The sequence below is a fragment of the uncultured Campylobacter sp. genome, from assembly GCF_938045465.1.
Taxonomy (GTDB): Bacteria; Campylobacterota; Campylobacteria; order Campylobacterales; family Campylobacteraceae; genus Campylobacter_B.
The window spans coordinates 1-16336 of sequence record NZ_CALIBF010000013.1; the positions used below are offsets into that span (position 1 = coordinate 1).

A 16336-nucleotide genomic window follows, 5' to 3' on the forward strand; every position below is an offset into this window, starting at 1 on the left:
CGAAGCGCCCGCAAGACCTAAGATGTCAAAAAATAGCTTTTACGCGATTTTCGGGCTTGTTTTAGGGTTTTACGACGGATTTTTCGGCCCTGGTACGGGCTCGTTTTGGACGTTTGCACTCGTGGGAATTTTAGGGCTTTATATGAAAAAGGCGGTCGCACACACGAAAGTTTTAAATTTCACCTCAAATATCGTTTCTTTGGGCGTTTTTATCATCGGCGGGCAAATTTTATGGCTCGTCGGAGCGGTGATGGCGGTCGGGCAGATCGCGGGCAGCTTCGCGGGCTCAAGCCTAGTGATGCGATGCGACGTAAAATTCGTGCGCAAGATGCTTCTGTTCGTCGTTGCCGCGACGATTTTAAAGCTACTTTACGGACTGATTGCAAATTGATACAGACCGATTGAGGGCTGATCGCAAGTTGATTGCAGACTGGTTGAGGGCTGATCGCAGGCTAATCTCAAGCCAAAATCATATAATTTTATACAGGATTTCGTATAAAATTTCGCGTAAAATTTTATGAGCTCTCGCTGATACGCTACGACAGCGTCGATCTTGCCGTAGCATTACACAGATTGCACTGCGACGGAGCCGACTTTGCTACCGCGACAGCGCCGATCTTGCCGCCTCGATGGTGCTTAGTTTACTGCTGCGACGTCGATTTTGCCGCAGTGTCGCACCAAATTTACTGCGACACTGCCAATTTACTACTGCAGCGTCGATTATATCGTAGCTTCGCGCTGATCTTGTCACGACTACGCTAATTTCCCGCTGCTGCAATGTTGATTCTGTTGCCGTTACGTCGAAAGCCTCGCTTGTCGCGAGGTCTTTGATTTTATTATTTCGATATCGTCGATTTTGCTCCGCTACATCGACAACTTCGTTGCCGCGCTTACTACTGCGAGGATTTTAATTGCGTTGCGCAGTGTCGCACTGATTTTTTTATGACGGCGCTGTTCTTTCTGCTACGATGGTGGCGATTTTGGCGCTGCTTTTACCGCCCCGTCACCCGTATCACTACCATGGGCGGGCTCGGTTTTGCTGTCGCGACATTGCGATCTTGATGGTGCAGGGATTTGATTTGCTGCCGCAACGATGCTGATGAAGTTTCGTCCATCCGCATCGGTTAAATTTAGCCGTACTGTCCGTATCTATTTCGTCGTATCGCCATGCATTCATTCGGTGCCGTCAATAGAGTCGTCGTATTGCCGAGCACGCGGCATTATCGCGCCGGTACTTATAAAATTTCATACGCTTACGTCAGCAAAATTTTAAAATACTACTTTGTAGATCGTTTTATCGCGCTGCCGTATGTGCTACCAAATCTACTCGCAGCGATTAAATTTAGCCGCACTTTCACGCGCCGTTTTCTGCACCCGTCAGCTATTTTGAATTTTGTCGTTTCGCCGTCACGGCTCGCCATTTCGCGCTAACTACCTCCCGCCATATTGCTAGCTGTATTTGCGCGATAAATTTAACCGCACCGCTGCGCCTGCCGTTTCACTCTGATATCGTAGGCGATTGTCTATCCATGCCATTTAATTTGTCACATTGCCGCGTATCTGTTTTGCCTCGCCCGTCGAAATTTAGCCAATCTCTCGCGTCAATTAAATTTTATCGTACCCACAGCATCCACGCCCGCTCGTCCGCGAAATTCCGCCGCCTAAAGCAATGCTAAAATATTTTGCGATAAAATGGGCGAAATTTTTTACAAAGGATTTTTCTATGCAGATTATCTCGACTCCCGATGCGGCGCAGGCCATCGGACCGTACTCCCAGGCGATCAAGGCGGGCGGGCTCATCTTTACCTCGGGGCAGATCGCGCTTAAGCCGGACGGCGAGTTCGTCGCGGGCGGCGTGGAGGCGCAGAGCAGGCAGGTTTTGCAAAACCTCGCCGTGATCCTGAAAGAAGCGGGCGCGACGCTGCAAGATGCCGTCAAAACTACGATTTTCCTGGCCGATATGGGCGATTTTGCCGCGGTGAACGAGATATACGCTGCGGCGTTCGGCGAGCACAAGCCCGCTCGCAGCACGGTACAGGTCGCCAAGCTCCCCAAGGGCGCGCTTGTGGAGATCGAAGTAATAGCGCTGGCTAGGGCCTAGCGCTAAATTTAGATCGCCTAGACGCTATGAGCGCGCGTTTGCGGTCAAAATTTTATACGCGAGCTGCTCGAAATTTAAACGGCTCGCTTTGGTTTTGAGGCCGCGCGTGTTTTTAAATTTAGATTTTCAAAGCCGCGCTAAATGCCCGCGGGGTTGTGTAAACAGCGTGTCTTGGTGCGCTAAGGCGTTAAAATTTCTCGCTCAAAATGAGATCAAAATGATAGAAAAGCTTATTCAAAAATCTAAAAATATCACGGCCGCGGGGCGCAGCGACATAGAGCCCGCGTGGATCGCGCAGGCGCAGCGGCGGCTTGGTTTTGCGCTGCCTGTGAGCTATAAGCGGATGCTGCTAAGATATGCTAACGTCAGCGCGGCGGGGACGGAGCTAAAAACGATCGCGCCGCCCGAGTTCGCGGGTAGCGCCGACGCCGACATCTGCTACACGTATAAGATAAATCTCAAAAACGACCTATTCGCCGCGGATGAGCTCGTATTTTTGCAGCTCGAGGACGAGGAGTATTATTTTAAAATTTCGCCCGCAAGCGGCATAGCGGACGGCTCACCCAACACGGCGCACGGCAAGACGGCGGGAGTACGAGCGGCAAAGCTGCGAGCGAGACGGTGCGCGATACGGTCATCGCGACGGTATCCGACGGTGCGGAAAATAGAGCATCGGACGGCGAAGCGTGCGCGACAACAAGTGAGGCGGCAAGTGGAGCGACGAAAGAGATAGCAAGCGAGCGGGTAGACGACGCGCCGTGCGAATACAAGGTCTATGTACGCGACTACGCGCAGAGTGAGGATAGGCTTTTTGCGGACGATTTTTACGGGTTTTTGGAAAAATTTTAAGATGAAATTTAGAGCAAAAAATCAGGAGAGGCGAAATGGGACTGTTTGACATTTTTAAAAAGCAAAAATTTGACGTCGACGTGCGCCCGGACGGCGTTTTTATTGGCGGCGTAAATTGCGGGTTTGATCTGGCTAAATTTAACGAAGCCTTGGGCCAGCCGCGCGTGATCGATGACGGTGAGGGCAAAAGCCGCTATTTTTGGGATGAGACTGGGATTTTTGCCTTTGTGCGCGCAGGAGAGCTCGCAGAGCCGAGGCTTTCCGAGATAGTTTTGATGCTTGAGGTCGCAAAGGGCGTGCAGCACGAGGTTCCGCGCAAGCTCTACGGCGGCGCATTCACGCTTGAGGGCAGACCGCCGCTTGAGGCCGTGCCTGAGCAGGAGTTGCGCGGCGCATATATATTTTTGGAGCTTAGCCTAGGCAAATTCGAAGTCTCGCTAGCTCTCGCAGAGGTCGTGCAGGAGCGTATAGGCGCGATGGACTTCGCCGAGCGCTTCGCTAAGCGCGACACCGACGAGATCGCAGACATCGTGCGAGCTGCGAAAATGCCGATAGGGCGCGTCTGCATCAATCAAAAGGCAAAAAAGGTAAAACGAAAGCCGAGTGATAAATTTAAGCTTCCGCGCGCGGCGGGCGAAACGCTAGCGTTTAAAAATTTCAATTTCAAAATCGCCGTGATGAACGAGCTGATGTATGAAAAAGCCCTGCTGGAGCCTAAATTTGACGTGTTTGAGTACTGCGAAGAGCGCGGCATCGATCCGTACGCGGACTTCGGCGCGCTGCCGCAAGCCAAAAAGTGGTTCAAGGACTATCCGGTTCCTGCGGATTTGGCGGAGCAGGTGAGCGAACTATATCTTGACGGCGGGAACGAAATTTATCTGCAAATCGCGCCTGATTGGGACGGCGAGGACGGGCTTTTTGACATCAAAAATATCGATGCTGCCGAGCTTGCGCAATTCAAAAATCTTAAAAAAATCGAAACGACCGGCATCGGCATATCTAAAAAGGCGCGAAAAGCCTGCGCAGATGCGGGGATCACTGTAGTTGATTGAGCGCGGAAGCGGACTTTGAGCCATACAGCGCGCGGTTTTAAAAAGCTAAAATAGGCTTTTGAGCTGTGGTACGCGCTTTTAAAAGGTTGTAATTGTCGCCGTGCCGCGCAAAATTCTACTTATAGCGAGCGCTATGAATGAGCTTTGAAAGGCGCTTGGCGAAGCATCTGACATGTCTAATTTGGCGCGCGCTACAAAGCTTTGAGAAAGCTCGTTGTAGCGTAAGAGCCACGCTGCTAAGTGTGCGAGATGAGTGTGTTGCGAGAGTAAAAATAGTTCGCTTTTTGATTTTGGAAAAAATCGCTGCGTAGCAAGGGGATTAAATTTACCGCTTTTAAATTTTAAAATTTACAAAGAGCGGCGCGCGCGGCTTTGAATGTGCGGTTAAATTTAGATTTCATAGCGGCTTAAATTCTAAGTGCGGTTAAATTTGCATTTTTAATTCCGTTTGTAGCCTGTATCGTATTGCAAAACAGAGTGCGAGAATAGATCGTTTGCGTGCGTGAGGCGTGGATTAAATTAAAATTTCGTTTTTGGAATTTAGCCTAAATTTATGCTTGCACTTAAGAAGTAGTTTTGCGCGCTGATACCGAAAGCCTAGAAGATGTTTTAAATACTCAAGCAAAAAAGTATTTTGCAGGCTGGCTCGCAAGAAAGTATTTTGAAATCCGCACCAAGAGTGTGTATTAAAACTAACAAGGAGCGGCGCTACTTTGCTGTTTTAAAACGCCGCTTCGAGGCTAAATTTTATAGCCGCATAAAGTCGTCGTCGTAGCTGCCTTCTAGCTTGCGGCGCATATCCTCGCGCCATTTTGGAGTAAGCGTCGTAAGCCGGTTAAATTTTGTTAACAGCCCTTCATCGAGGCGATCGCCGTAAAATAGACGGTTGAGCTCCATCACGCTCATCATAGCGGAGTCGCGCTCTACGACGTAGATCTCGTCGCCCGCGCGGCACGAGCCCGCCTCCAGCACGCGGTAGTACCAGCCGGTAAGTCCGCTGCGCGCGATCTCCGCCGTCATCTCCGCGTTACCCCAGCGCATCGAGAGCTTGTAGCAGGGCTTGCGCGGCTGGCTTACTTGCAGCACCAGCGAGCCTATGCGGTGCACATCGCCGATGCAGACGTTTTGTTCGTGTAGTCCGCTGATCGTGAGGTTTTCGCCCATTGCGCCGTAGGCTAGATTTTTAAGTCCCAAAAATCTCTCCCACGCGGCGTAATTTTGCAGCGAGTTGGCGAAAATCGCCTTTTCCTCTCCGCCGTGATGCAGCGTGTCAGCTACCGCGTCGCCCTCGAACCCAAGCTCGTTTGCGCGCACTTCGCCCGCTCTAGCTTGCTTAAAAATCGCCGTCTCCCAGCGCCTTTTTAGAGGCTGCGTAGCGCGCTCGTCGCCGTAAGCGCGCGGTTGACCGGTCAGCAATGCCTTTAAAACGGGCATTTTTCGCTCCTTAAAATTTGCATGCGTTCTCCTTAAATCATAAAATTTAGGCACGGATTTTAGCTAGAAAAGAATTTAAAAGTTCTAAATTTTGCGGCGATTTTGCGCTAAATTCCAAGCGCGGGCTTGAAATTTAGCGCGCGGCGTTATTTGTAGTCGTTCGCGTCGTAACTTTTGCCGTCGTTAAAGTCGCTCAAAAGCCGCACGACGACGGGGCTAAGCAGGATGATCGCGATTAAGTTGGGGATCACCATCAGTCCGTTAAACATATCGGCTAGCCCCCAGACGAGGTCGATCTTTTGCACGCTTCCTATGAATACGAACGCGACGACCAAAATTTGCAAGAGCTTGACGAATTTTGCGCCGAGCAGATAGCGCACATTAATCTCGGCGAAGTAATACCAACCCAAAATCGTAGTAAATGCGAAGAAAAATAGGCAGATCGCCACGAAGCCGTAGCCGCCGCTGCGACCCAAAATTTGCGACCCGAAGGCTTCCTGCACCAGCGAGATGCCCGAAAATACCGCCTTGCCGTTTTCGAAGGTGACTACGTCGGTGCTAAGCACGACGAAAACGGTGATGTTAAGCACGATGAATGTATCGACGAAAACGCCCATTATGCCGAGCACGGCTTGATCTACGGGGTGTTTGACGTTCGCTGCGGCGTGTGCGTGCGGCGTCGAGCCCATGCCCGCTTCGTTTGAAAAGAGCCCGCGCGCGATGCCGTATCTCATCGCAGTGGCGATCGTAGCGCCCGTAGCGCCGCCCCAAGCAGCCGATGGATCAAATGCAGCTTTGAATATCAGCGCGATGACGGATGGAATTTTATCGAAATTTGAGCCGATGATGACGAGGCCAACGAGTACGTAGCAGATCGCCATTAGTGGCACGACTTTTTCGGCTACGCGCGCGATCGCTTTGACGCCCCCGAAAAAGATGACGCAGCAGATGAGCGCTAAGGCCGCGCCGCTCACCCACTTCGGAATCCCGAATGCGCCGCTAAAGCCGTCTGAGATGGAGTTTGCCTGCACCATATTACCCATAAAGCCCAAAGCAAAGATGATGGCTAGCGCAAAAAATGCCGCTAAAGGCTTGGCAAGGGGGCTTTTGAGTCCGCGACTGATGTAAAACGCGGGCCCTCCGATCATATGTCCACTGTCGTCCTTGGTGCGGTAAATTTGAGCTAGGCAGATCTCGGCAAAATTCGTCGCCATGCCCAAAAACGCCGCGCACCACATCCAAAATATCGCGCCCGGCCCGCCCATTATTAGCGCAGTGCTGGCGCCTACTAGATTACCCGTGCCTACCTGCGCTGCGATCGCCGTGGCGACGGCTTGGAACGAGCTCATGCCGCTTTTGCCCGCAGCCTCGCCGTGCAGGGAGAAGTTGCCGAAAAGCTTGCGCGCGCCCATTCTAAATTTAAAAATTTGCACTAAATGCAAGCGCGCCGTAAAATACGCGCCGGTGCCGCAAAGTAGGGCGATTAGAAAGTACGGACCCCACAAAAAGGAGTTGATCGCGTCAATTGTGGCGGTGAGTTTGTCGAGAAAATTTTGCATGATCTTTTCCGTGAATTTAAGATGCGAAAATATATTTTAAAAACTCTTAAATTCCTATAAATCGAGGTAAATTTAAGCGAAATTTTAAAGCGTTTTTATAATTTTACTCAAGCATTAAGCAAAGCAGTATATGCCGTTTGCTCTGCATGCCAGCTTGCCAGATAAGCAGCTTAGAATTCCCGCCTTAGCTGTCGAAATTTGAAAAGCAATCAACTGAAATTTTTAAGCCTATTCATCACCGCCGATTTTGAAAACGAACATCTTGCAAGCGTTACAAAAGGCGGGAATCAGGCTAAATAGGCGCCCTTTGAGGCTCCAGTGGCTTTTATACATTTTCAGCATTGCAGCCTCTTTGGCGAAGCAGATATGCGCACTATCCCAGCTCTGCACCTCTGCGCCGCCGCTAATGCCCATTTTAAAGGGCGCGTTTTGCATGTGCCGCATCGCGTCATGGCGCCTAGAGTCGAATTTCCTAACCGAAAACTCGCTCATAAAGTCGCTCAGCACGTAACCGCTAAATTTTTGCGAAAGCGCGATAAAAAATTCTTTAAATTCCTCTTTTTCAAAATACATACTCACCCCCTCTAAAATAAATATGTAGCCCGCGCTGCCGTGCTTTGCAGCTAGCTCGTCCATCCATGAGGGATCTAGCATCGAGTAGGGCAGGCTGAAATTATTCTTTGCTTTGGGTAGCAGCGCGTCGCGCACGGCTATGACGTCGGGCAGATCGAGGTCGTAAAATAGAGCGTTCGGCAGGGCGTGCTGGAGCCTAAGCGGGCGGGTGTCGAGCCCCGCGCCAAGCTGCACGACGATAGGGCGATCAAACTCCGTCGCGAGCCGCAGCGTTTCGTCGTCGAAAAATTTCGCGCGGATCACCGTGCCCGTTTTGCTAAGGCGCGCGTCGTCGAATTTCGCAAAATCATAATCGATCTGCTCTACGACGGCGCTTGAAAAGGGATCATTTAGGATCGGATCCGCGTCTTTGAAATCCAAGTGGCGCATATAGACATTGATTAGCAGCGTCTCGGAAACGTTATTTTTAAAATTTAACTTTTGCATAAAGTGCCTTTCTTACGGTATCATTGCGAGCAAAATACCGCTTATTTTTAATATGCATTATTATATCCTTGCTAAATAAAATTTCAATGAAATGATATGAATTTTTATTTAAAGACAGAATTTTAAATTCGCGCCACGGGTTTTGGCTATAATTTCGCCGCATAAGGCTCAATAAATTTTTGAAATTTTACGCGATGCAAAGCGCGGGTAAAATTAGAATTTTAATAGCTATAAAATTTATTAGCTTAGGCGACCTAGATGCGCAGCCATAGTGCGGATGGTAAATTTAATCCGCGCAGCTTTATCTTTGTCTAAATATTTCATTGTATAATTCTTAGCTTTTGGAGGTTATATGGAAAAATCGCGGCTAGGACTACTACAAACCGAGGCCATTGCCACGCTTAGCGACGAGGAGCTTGCAATGTTCGAGCACCAAGTCATCAAAAAAGGCTATGTTTTTTATAGCGAGGCGCCTAAAGTTTTTATTTTTAAAAGTGGGCAGGCGAAGCTTTCGTTTTTTGAAGACGGCGAAGAATTCATCATCAACTACCTAAACAAGGACAATATTACCATTCTTAATGAAATTTGCGCGCTTGAGTTTTTAGAGGACAGCGAGATTTATACGATCGATGCGAGCGGACTAGGGGAGATCTTGGCAAATCGCAGCTTTTGCGAGGCATATATAAAAATTTTAACAGAGATAATTCTGCTGCAGCGCAAAATCACACGCTCTATACTTTTTGAAAATGCAAAAGGGCGCATCGCGAGCTTTTTGATCGAGCTTGCAAACGAGCAAAATTTTCATCAAAACGGCTACAAATACGTCTTTTTGCCATTTTCGCTAAAGGTGCTTTCATCCTTCGTGGGGCTCAAGCGCCAAAGCGCGAGTACCGCGTTTAACGAGCTTGTAAAAGATAACGTAATTCAAAAAATCAGCCAGCACGAGTTTTTGATCCTAGACTACGACAGATTGCTTAGCTACTGTGTTTAGTGCAGGCTAGAGTTTTTAAAGCATTTATATGGCTTACGCTTACGGCTTAAGCGCGAAATTTTGTCTAAAGTTACGGCGCAGGATTTTACCTAGATTTACAGCGTAAAATTTTTATCAAGAGTTTTGTTTCAGAATTTCATCCCGAATTTCGTTAGGATTTCGTCTAAAATTTTAACTTATATAAAATTTGGGTTTGTGATCTCGTTTAAAATTTTAGCGCGTAATTCACTTTTGAATTTTATCCGCTATCCTAAAACGCAAAGCTTTAAAATTTTAAATTTAGCGACAGGCTATGGAATTTAAAATTTTGGATCGAGCGAAATTTTATGTATGAGAATTTTTAAAATTTTAGAAATTAAAAATGCGCGGCAAAGTGCCGCGCCATATTTTGTTTATATCGTGCTGAAGCGCGATAGATTAGTCTTTCTTTTTCATATCGTATTTATTGACCATAAATCCGACCAAGCCTACGAAAAATAGACCGCCGCAGATGTTGCCTAGCGTAACTGGGATCATATTTTTAACGATGAAATTTCCCCAGTTTATTGAATCTATTTGAGCTGCCGTTACACCGTGAAGCGAGCTTGCAAGAGCATTTACATCGCCACCAGCAGCTGCTAAATAGTGGCCTTTAGCGATGATACCTTCGGTTAGGATAAACATATTTGCCACGCAGTGTTCCATCGAGCAAGCTACGAATGCGCCGATCATCCACATAATTGCAAAGAATTTGCCTGATAGATTGCTCTCGCTGGTCGCAGTCCAGATAGACATACATACAAACACGTTACAAAAAATTCCGCGGATGAATAGCTCATGAAAAGGTGCGTTTATTTTGCCTGCTGCTGCAGGAATGAAGTGCTGCAAGATGTAGCCGTCATATTTAAGCGGAAGTCCTGAGTAATAATACATATACGCGATTAACGCGCCACCTACAAAGTTAAAGCACCAAACGATAGCCCAATAGCCGATAGTTTTACCTAGCGGCAATTTACCGTCGGCAGCAGGTACGCCCGTTAAAACCGAGCTGGTAAATAGATGCCCACCGTAAAAAACCACCATCATCAGACCGCAGCTAAAGGTAATACCGCCGATGAAATTCGATAAGCCAATAGATTGCTTTTCAGCCATTCCGACGGTCGAGTGAGCCCAGAAAATATCGCCCATAGCGATTGCAGCGCCCGCCATTATAGCTAGAAAAATTATGCTAATTAGCGGGGTATGCGCCTTGTGTTGCATCGAACTAGACACCGCTTGCGCGGTTTCTGCAGGATTTAACATTTACTCCTCCTCATTTAAATTTGAATCAATTTCTAAGATACGCTCATAAGCTTTTTGCGCGCTTTTTTTTGCGCTCTCGCTCAGTCCTTCTTTAAAATCAAGGACATTATCGAGCAGTACGCTTATGCCCAAAAACAATGTCTTTGGGCAAATTTTGCGCAGATAGCTTAGAAGCACCGGCGTAGGTAGGTTATGCGTCGAGTAGATATAGTCGCGATCATTGCTGAGGTCAAAAAATTCTATCTTATCCTCATCAAAGCCGCTCATCGCATCTACTACGATCAGAATTTCAGGGGCGAATTCCCTAAGGGCAGCAAATTCGTTTTCGGGCACATCCTGCCCATAAAAAACGCGCCAGTCTTTTAAGTTCGCCTCGACTATTCGCCCTGTTTCATTGCCCACGTCATCGTCGCCGCGAAGGGGATTGCCGATACAAAGCAACGCCTTTCGCATCAAAAATCCTTCCTTAGCACGAAGTATCCTTCGCGCATATTTTTTAGCAGATCTTTAAGCTCACATTCGCAAAGCTGAGGGATTAGCTTGGCTGCGTGCTCGGCAAAAATTTCAATCTCGAAATACTTGCTTAGGTTACCGATCTTAAATTTAACGTAGTCACCCGAGTTTTCGACGATGCGTTTAAATTCTTCATCGTCTATCTCAAGCACCTTTTCGCTAAAATCTATCGTACCCACGCCGTGACCGACGCAGGTGGAAAAAACCTTGATATCCTTTAGCTCTTTGGGTAAATTTTCGTTTTCGTCCATATGCCGCTTTGTAAGCTTAAAAACCTCAATCATCGTTTGCTCCAGACCTCTTTTTGCGGATCGATTTTAAATTCCTCCGCAGCGCGGGCGTATTTTAGATATACGTCATTGTGCAATAGTGCCATGCACTCCGCGTATCTAGGATCCTCTTCGGTATGGATAGCGTTAAGTAGAGCCTCGCGAGAAGCTTTTGGATCGTGAACGTCAGATGAGGTTTTGATCGCATCCATATATTTTGCGAATAAAATTCTTCCGAAAATATAGCTCATCAGCCTCTTAGCTTCAGCTTGCAGATCGCGCTCGAATAAAATATCGCCGATAACTGAACTCTTAACCGGTGGCGGAAGAGTACTATCTTGCTCGTAGCTCTTCTTTTGAAGCTTTTGATCGATGATGCCAAGCGCCATGCCAAGACCATAGATGATGCTAGCAGGATGTGGAGGGCAACCAGGGATATAAACATCCACCGGTACAATCTTATCGATACCACTCCATACGCTATATGCGTCATGGAAAATTCCACCAGTGCTTCCGCAGGCCCCAAGAGCTACTACGATCTTTGGATCAGGTGCAGCCTCATAAGCGCGGAGCAGCGGATAATACATCTGTCGAGTAACCGGACCGGTGCAGACTAAGATATCTGCGTGGCGAGGGTTGGCTACGAGTTTAAATCCGAAGCGCTCCGGATCCCACATCGGCGTGATAGAAGCAAAAATTTCGATTTCACAGCCATTGCAACTTCCGCAGTCGATACGATAAACGCTGAAGCTTCGTTTGATATTTTTCAAAAGCTCCAATTTTGCGGTTAGATCGTTTGCGTTTTTAATATTTTCGGGGACTTGATACAAACTCATTTTATTGCCTCCTCTATACCTTTGGTCACTCTTTCGACCGCTTGAGCTTTTTTGCATTCAGGACAGATATAGAGGTACTTTTTGGCTTCTTCTAATCTGCCTGGGAGCAAATTTGCAGTACTTAACTTTTCTAGCGTGTAATTGATGAGCCTTTTTGGGGTCATCGGCTTGCCGCAGCAGCTGCATTTTTCCATCTCAAGCTCGCCGTGTTGGATAAGCGCGCTTTTATCAAATTTTACCGCTAGCTCAAAGCTATTGCCTAGCCTTACCGCTCCCGTAGGGCATACTTCGTCGCAGCGACCGCAAAATATGCAGCGTCCGCAATCAAATTCCCAAATAAGCTTGGTTTGAGCTTCATTCATCTTAAGCTCGATCGCATTGGATGGGCAGGCGATACCGCACGCGGCACAGCCTATGCAAAGCTCATAGGTATATTCAGGCTGCCCGCGAAAATTCTCGGGCACAATGTATGGCTCAAACGGATAAGCATAGGTCGCCTTACCATATTTTTCGGTAATGTCGAATAATTTCATCATCTTAAATCCTTTTTGCTAACCTTGCCGTCTTGGCAAAATTTCTTAAGGTCTTTTTCGGTTAGAATTTTACTCTTTCCGCTATTAATATCGACTAAAGTTACGCGCTCGGTGCATGAGTAGCACGGATCCATCGAACATACGATTAGCGCCGCATCGGAGATGTTATTTCCGCGGAATTGAAATCGTAAGCTCGGCCAGTTATTATACGTAGCGGCGCGACATCTCCAGCGGTAAACCTTCTGCGCGTTTCCTTGCATGATCCAGTGGACATTTTCGCCGCGCGGTGCTTCGTCGTGACCTAAAGCGTAGTTTTCCGGTCTGATCATAGTCTGTGGATCGATCATTATCGGAGTTTGCGGCATTTGATGCAAGCACTGCCTGATGATGTGGATCGATTGTTTAAGCTCTTTATATCTTACGACTTCGCGACTGAATACATCGCCACCGTGCTCTACGGCTACTTCGAATTCTATCTTGTTGAAGAAATCATAAGGGTGATCGTAGCGGTTGTCGCGTTTAAAACCGGAAGCTCTCATATTTGGACCTACCGGGCTAAAATCACGCGCTACTTTGCGATCTAATACGCCCACGCCCTTCCAGCGACCGATTTGGCGTTTATCCTCCATAACAGCGTCCCAAATTTCAGAAATTTGAACATCAAGTTTATTGATGATCTCGCGGATTTCGTTGTCGGTCATATCGCGGCGAAGTCCGCCCATAATGACATTGCCGTAGGTCTTGCGGCCGCCGGTTACGAGCTGAGCTAACTCCATAGAGTATTCGCGCACCCTAAAGATATGCATGAAGGCGTTGTAGTTACCCGTTACCTCGCAGGCTAGACCGATATTTAAAAGGTGGCTGTGAAGGCGCTCGATCTCAAGGCAGATGACGCGGATAGCTTGCGCACGAAGCGGAATTTCAAGCTTGATGGCTTTCTCTGCTGCTTCAATACACGCAATCGCGTGAGCGTAGCCGCAAATTCCGCAGACGCGCTCTGCTAAATAGCCCATCTGATCGTAATTCATTCGGTTTTCAGCTAGCTTCTCCATACCGCGGTGTTGATAAAACAAGCGGTAGTCTGCATCGATAATCTCATCGCCGTCGCAAAATAGTCTAAAGTGTCCCGGCTCATCGCTCGTTACGTGAAGAGGTCCAAGTGGAACATCTACTACGCCATCACCGGTAGGAAATAAAAACTCTGCATTAGGCTCGTCTTTATGATCTACAGGATCGGGTCTATAGCGATAGTCCATCGCGTCTTTGCGAAGCGGATGAAGTCCATCCGGCCAATCGTCGCTTAGTACTAAACGGCGTTTATCAGGCAAGCCTTCGGCGATTAAGCCGAACATATCGAAAGCTTCTCTTTCGTACCATACGCAAGCAGGCACTAAAGGAGTAACCGACGGGAATGTCGGATCCGATCCAGGAATTAGCGTCCTAACGGTGATGAAGCATTTATCCTCTGCGGCAAAATCCTCCGCTTCGGTCATTTTGCCACCTTCCATAGATATCGCATAGTAAAGCGCGAAATTTCCGTTTAGCTCGCGCTCATCGTTAGGAATCATCGTGCTGATAAAACCGCCGATGTCATAATATAGCGTCTTAACCGCAAGCGGCAGATCATTTCTATCCACTAAAACGGTGATTTGATCCTCGGCTTGGCGGGTAACTTCTAAGACCTTGACTTTAGTCTTTAAAATTTCTATAAATTTATCGCCTCTCATTTTTAACCTCTCATCATTATTCTAACGCCGTTTTCGACGAGCATCCAAAAATCACCTACGTGCCATACGCCGAAAATTATCACTAAAGCGCAAAGCAAGATTAGCGGTAAATTTTCAAACAAGCTCATCTCTTTAGCATAAACCACTTCACCTTTAGGCGTACCGAAGCTCGCTAGATTAAAGTGTGCGAAGTCCGCAATGAAAATAATTACGAGCGCGATCGCAAATAATGCTACGGCTATGTATTGACCGCTGGCTATCGCGCCTTTGAAAACGTTAAATTCGCTTACGAATATCGCAAACGCAGGAACACCTACGAGCGAGCAGACCGCAGCACCAAACATTATCGTAGTAAGCGGAGCGATTTTTACCATACCGCCCATTCTAGACATATCTTTGTGACCATAAATTCTAGCGATATTACCGGTAGAGCAGAATGCAAGAGCCTTAGTAAAGCTATGAGCTAAGCAGTGAAAGATCGCGGCAAGCAAGCCAAAATATCCGCCGATACCTAGTGCAAATGCAATAACACCCATATGAACGACCGAGTGGTAAGCAAACATCCTTTTTACGTCGTGTTGGCGAACGAGGAAAATTCCTGCTATAAATAGCGTGATCGTACCGGAAATTAACATCACGGATTGAACGAAGTCAAAGCCTACAGCTTGAGCTGTGATAGCGTAATATCTAAATATCGCTAGCATCGCACATTTTAAAAGTACGCCCGAAAGCAAGGCTGAAATAGGAGCCGGACCTTCTGCGTGAACGTCAGGAAGCCAAGTGTGAGTAGGAGCAAGTCCTGCTTTGGTTCCAAAGCCGATTAGAGCGAATATAAAGATAAGCTTAGCAGCATCGCCGTTTAAATTTTTGGCATTATCCATAATGCTCGTCCAAAGCATCGAAGCCTCGCCGTCGCCTGTGATTTTGAATGTAGCCGCATATAGTAAAACGGTCGCATAAAGCGCAAACGCTAAGCCGATCGAGCAGATAACTATATATTTGTAACCGCTCTCGGTAGATTTTTTGTCTTTATGAATAGCGACCAAAAATACCGATGCTAGCGTAGTAGCCTCTACCGCAGCCCACATAAACGCGACGTTGTTGCAGATAACGCTAAGCGTCATCGTAAAAACGAAAACGTGGCAGAGCGCATAGTATTTTCTAAGATCGCTAAGATCCAGATGGCCGCCCTGTATCTCCCATTTCATATAGGTGGTGGAGTATAAATTTACCAAAAAGCCCGTTACGGCGATTAGCACTAAAAATACGCAGCCTAGGCTATCTAGGAATAGGAATTTATCGTATGCATAAAACGCCTCGGCATTGCCGCTGATAAGCTTGCCTACGTTACAGAGTAGTCCTGCGGATGTAACTGCAGAAATCAAAACGTGTAGCGAGCTTAGGAGCTTGAAATTCTTAGGGCATAAGAATAATATCAGCGCTCCGAGCAACGGAAAAATTAATATAAAAGCTAAACTATTCATCATTAACCCCTTAAATTCGAAGCTTTAGACGTATCAAGTCCGTCATAAGCTTTGTAAAATCTAATCGCCAAAACGCTCATAATAATAACCGCAAAGATTGCATCGGTTAAAATTCCAAGCTCGACTAGCTCGTGAGAGTTGTAAGCCATAAGCGCAAGGCTTAGGTGGATGCCGTTTTCAAAGAGGCAGTAGGCTAGAATTTGCTTGATGAAAGAATTTCTTAGCATGAAGCCAAAAATTCCCATCATAAATACGGTTACCGCCGCTATTAGAACGATTCTTTCTTGAATAAGAGAGAATTTAAGCAAGATCGGATTGATTGTCATCGCAATCGCTAGCGAAAATCCCATCGCAATAACGGGGCTTACGAAAAAGCCGCCTACCGGCTCATCCTCGCTGATCACATCCAGCTTTTTAACTAGCCAAAATAAAATTCCCGGCACGAAAATGACCTTCGTAAAAAACGCCACTATCGCCCAAATTCTAAGCTGCGGCGCATTGAAGTTAGAATACAGCATAAAAAATATGCTTACCAAAAGTAGCGTCTGAATCGCGTAAATTCCGATCGAAAGTTTTAAATTTCTAAGTCCGAATACCGCGAGTGACGTTATTATCATACAAATTGCTAAAATATCAATACTATTCATC

16 protein-coding genes are annotated in these 16336 nt (G+C 47.1%); 5 read left to right on the forward strand and 11 right to left on the reverse strand.

Annotated features, from left to right (window positions below; all coding sequences use genetic code 11):
* The 4 genes from Q0413_RS00725 to Q0413_RS00740 form a co-directional block, all read left to right on the forward strand.
* Window positions 1-391 (forward strand): TSUP family transporter (locus Q0413_RS00725; protein WP_298986265.1); only part of this gene is annotated, 391 nt, incomplete at its 5' end.
* A gap of 1332 nt (window positions 392-1723) precedes the next feature.
* Entirely contained in the window at window positions 1724-2101 is a 378-nt protein-coding gene (locus Q0413_RS00730) for a RidA family protein (protein ID WP_297943488.1), read from the forward strand.
* A gap of 217 nt (window positions 2102-2318) precedes the next feature.
* Complete coding sequence (locus Q0413_RS00735; protein WP_298986267.1) at window positions 2319-2834, forward strand: hypothetical protein; 516 nt, start codon at window positions 2319-2321, stop codon at window positions 2832-2834.
* Between the two features lie 151 nt (window positions 2835-2985).
* A complete protein-coding gene (locus Q0413_RS00740) occupies window positions 2986-4002 on the forward strand; it encodes a hypothetical protein (protein ID WP_298986269.1) in 1017 nt (338 codons plus the stop codon).
* Window positions 4003-4749: 747 nt separating this feature from the next.
* Here the strand turns inward: Q0413_RS00740 and Q0413_RS00745 are convergent.
* From Q0413_RS00745 to Q0413_RS00755, 3 genes are all read right to left on the reverse strand, one after another.
* Window positions 4750-5436 carry an MOSC domain-containing protein gene (locus Q0413_RS00745; protein WP_298986271.1) on the reverse strand — a complete coding sequence of 229 codons (687 nt, stop codon included), beginning with the start codon at window positions 5434-5436 and terminating at the stop codon, window positions 4750-4752.
* Between the two features lie 146 nt (window positions 5437-5582).
* Window positions 5583-6995, reverse strand: coding sequence for a sodium:alanine symporter family protein (locus Q0413_RS00750; RefSeq protein ID WP_298986273.1), 1413 nt, complete (start codon window positions 6993-6995; stop codon window positions 5583-5585).
* Between the two features lie 228 nt (window positions 6996-7223).
* Window positions 7224-8054 carry a class I SAM-dependent methyltransferase gene (locus Q0413_RS00755; protein WP_298986275.1) on the reverse strand — a complete coding sequence of 277 codons (831 nt, stop codon included), beginning with the start codon at window positions 8052-8054 and terminating at the stop codon, window positions 7224-7226.
* Between the two features lie 352 nt (window positions 8055-8406).
* On the opposite strand from Q0413_RS00755, the gene Q0413_RS00760 reads away from it, so the two are divergent.
* A complete protein-coding gene (locus tag Q0413_RS00760) occupies window positions 8407-9045 on the forward strand; it encodes a Crp/Fnr family transcriptional regulator (protein WP_005871915.1) in 639 nt (212 codons plus the stop codon).
* 417 nt (window positions 9046-9462) lie between these two features.
* Here the strand turns inward: Q0413_RS00760 and Q0413_RS00765 are convergent, their stop codons facing one another.
* The 8 genes from Q0413_RS00765 to hyfE are packed head-to-tail and all read right to left on the reverse strand — an operon-like array spanning window position 9463 to window position 16335.
* Window positions 9463-10326 carry a formate/nitrite transporter family protein gene (locus Q0413_RS00765; protein WP_005871911.1) on the reverse strand — a complete coding sequence of 288 codons (864 nt, stop codon included), beginning with the start codon at window positions 10324-10326 and terminating at the stop codon, window positions 9463-9465.
* The gene (locus Q0413_RS00770; RefSeq protein ID WP_291936428.1) at window positions 10327-10779 is read right to left on the reverse strand and encodes a hydrogenase 3 maturation endopeptidase HyCI; all 453 of its coding nucleotides are present in this window, start codon (window positions 10777-10779) and stop codon (window positions 10327-10329) included.
* A complete protein-coding gene (locus Q0413_RS00775; protein WP_291936431.1) occupies window positions 10779-11123 on the reverse strand; it encodes a formate hydrogenlyase maturation HycH family protein in 345 nt (114 codons plus the stop codon). Before Q0413_RS00775 ends, Q0413_RS00770 begins: the two co-directional genes overlap by 1 nt.
* Entirely contained in the window at window positions 11120-11944 is an 825-nt protein-coding gene (locus Q0413_RS00780) for an NADH-quinone oxidoreductase subunit B family protein (RefSeq protein ID WP_298986277.1), read from the reverse strand. The genes Q0413_RS00775 and Q0413_RS00780 overlap by 4 nt, the downstream gene beginning before the upstream one ends.
* Window positions 11941-12480 carry a formate hydrogenlyase complex iron-sulfur subunit gene (locus Q0413_RS00785; protein ID WP_177386902.1) on the reverse strand — a complete coding sequence of 180 codons (540 nt, stop codon included), beginning with the start codon at window positions 12478-12480 and terminating at the stop codon, window positions 11941-11943. Before Q0413_RS00785 ends, Q0413_RS00780 begins: the two co-directional genes overlap by 4 nt.
* Window positions 12477-14204, reverse strand: coding sequence for an NADH-quinone oxidoreductase subunit C (locus Q0413_RS00790; protein WP_298986279.1), 1728 nt, complete (start codon window positions 14202-14204; stop codon window positions 12477-12479). Before Q0413_RS00790 ends, Q0413_RS00785 begins: the two co-directional genes overlap by 4 nt.
* Before the next feature lie 2 nt (window positions 14205-14206).
* The gene (locus Q0413_RS00795) at window positions 14207-15688 is read right to left on the reverse strand and encodes a hydrogenase 4 subunit F (protein WP_298021233.1); all 1482 of its coding nucleotides are present in this window, start codon (window positions 15686-15688) and stop codon (window positions 14207-14209) included.
* 2 nt (window positions 15689-15690) lie between these two features.
* Window positions 15691-16335 (reverse strand): hydrogenase 4 membrane subunit, encoded by a 645-nt coding sequence (hyfE, locus tag Q0413_RS00800; protein WP_298986281.1) that lies wholly within the window; start codon window positions 16333-16335, stop codon window positions 15691-15693.
* Window position 16336 lies beyond the last annotated feature (1 nt).

Excerpts from the sequence above, each read along its gene's own strand:
- hyfE (WP_298986281.1), bottom strand. The coding sequence starts at position 16,335 with ATGAATAGTATTGATATTTTAGCAATTTGTATGATAATAACGTCACTC.
- Q0413_RS00740 (WP_298986269.1), top strand. The coding sequence starts at position 2,986 with ATGGGACTGTTTGACATTTTTAAAAAGCAAAAATTTGACGTCGACGTG.
- Q0413_RS00795 (WP_298021233.1), bottom strand. The coding sequence starts at position 15,688 with ATGAATAGTTTAGCTTTTATATTAATTTTTCCGTTGCTCGGAGCGCTG.
- Q0413_RS00745 (WP_298986271.1), bottom strand. The coding sequence starts at position 5,436 with ATGCCCGTTTTAAAGGCATTGCTGACCGGTCAACCGCGCGCTTACGGC.
- Q0413_RS00760 (WP_005871915.1), top strand. The coding sequence starts at position 8,407 with ATGGAAAAATCGCGGCTAGGACTACTACAAACCGAGGCCATTGCCACG.
- Q0413_RS00780 (WP_298986277.1), bottom strand. The coding sequence starts at position 11,944 with ATGAGTTTGTATCAAGTCCCCGAAAATATTAAAAACGCAAACGATCTA.
- Q0413_RS00755 (WP_298986275.1), bottom strand. The coding sequence starts at position 8,054 with ATGCAAAAGTTAAATTTTAAAAATAACGTTTCCGAGACGCTGCTAATC.
- Q0413_RS00750 (WP_298986273.1), bottom strand. The coding sequence starts at position 6,995 with ATGCAAAATTTTCTCGACAAACTCACCGCCACAATTGACGCGATCAAC.
- Q0413_RS00790 (WP_298986279.1), bottom strand. The coding sequence starts at position 14,204 with ATGAGAGGCGATAAATTTATAGAAATTTTAAAGACTAAAGTCAAGGTC.
- Q0413_RS00775 (WP_291936431.1), bottom strand. The coding sequence starts at position 11,123 with ATGATTGAGGTTTTTAAGCTTACAAAGCGGCATATGGACGAAAACGAA.
- Q0413_RS00765 (WP_005871911.1), bottom strand. The coding sequence starts at position 10,326 with ATGTTAAATCCTGCAGAAACCGCGCAAGCGGTGTCTAGTTCGATGCAA.
- Q0413_RS00730 (WP_297943488.1), top strand. The coding sequence starts at position 1,724 with ATGCAGATTATCTCGACTCCCGATGCGGCGCAGGCCATCGGACCGTAC.
- Q0413_RS00770 (WP_291936428.1), bottom strand. The coding sequence starts at position 10,779 with ATGCGAAAGGCGTTGCTTTGTATCGGCAATCCCCTTCGCGGCGACGAT.
- Q0413_RS00735 (WP_298986267.1), top strand. The coding sequence starts at position 2,319 with ATGATAGAAAAGCTTATTCAAAAATCTAAAAATATCACGGCCGCGGGG.
- Q0413_RS00785 (WP_177386902.1), bottom strand. The coding sequence starts at position 12,480 with ATGATGAAATTATTCGACATTACCGAAAAATATGGTAAGGCGACCTAT.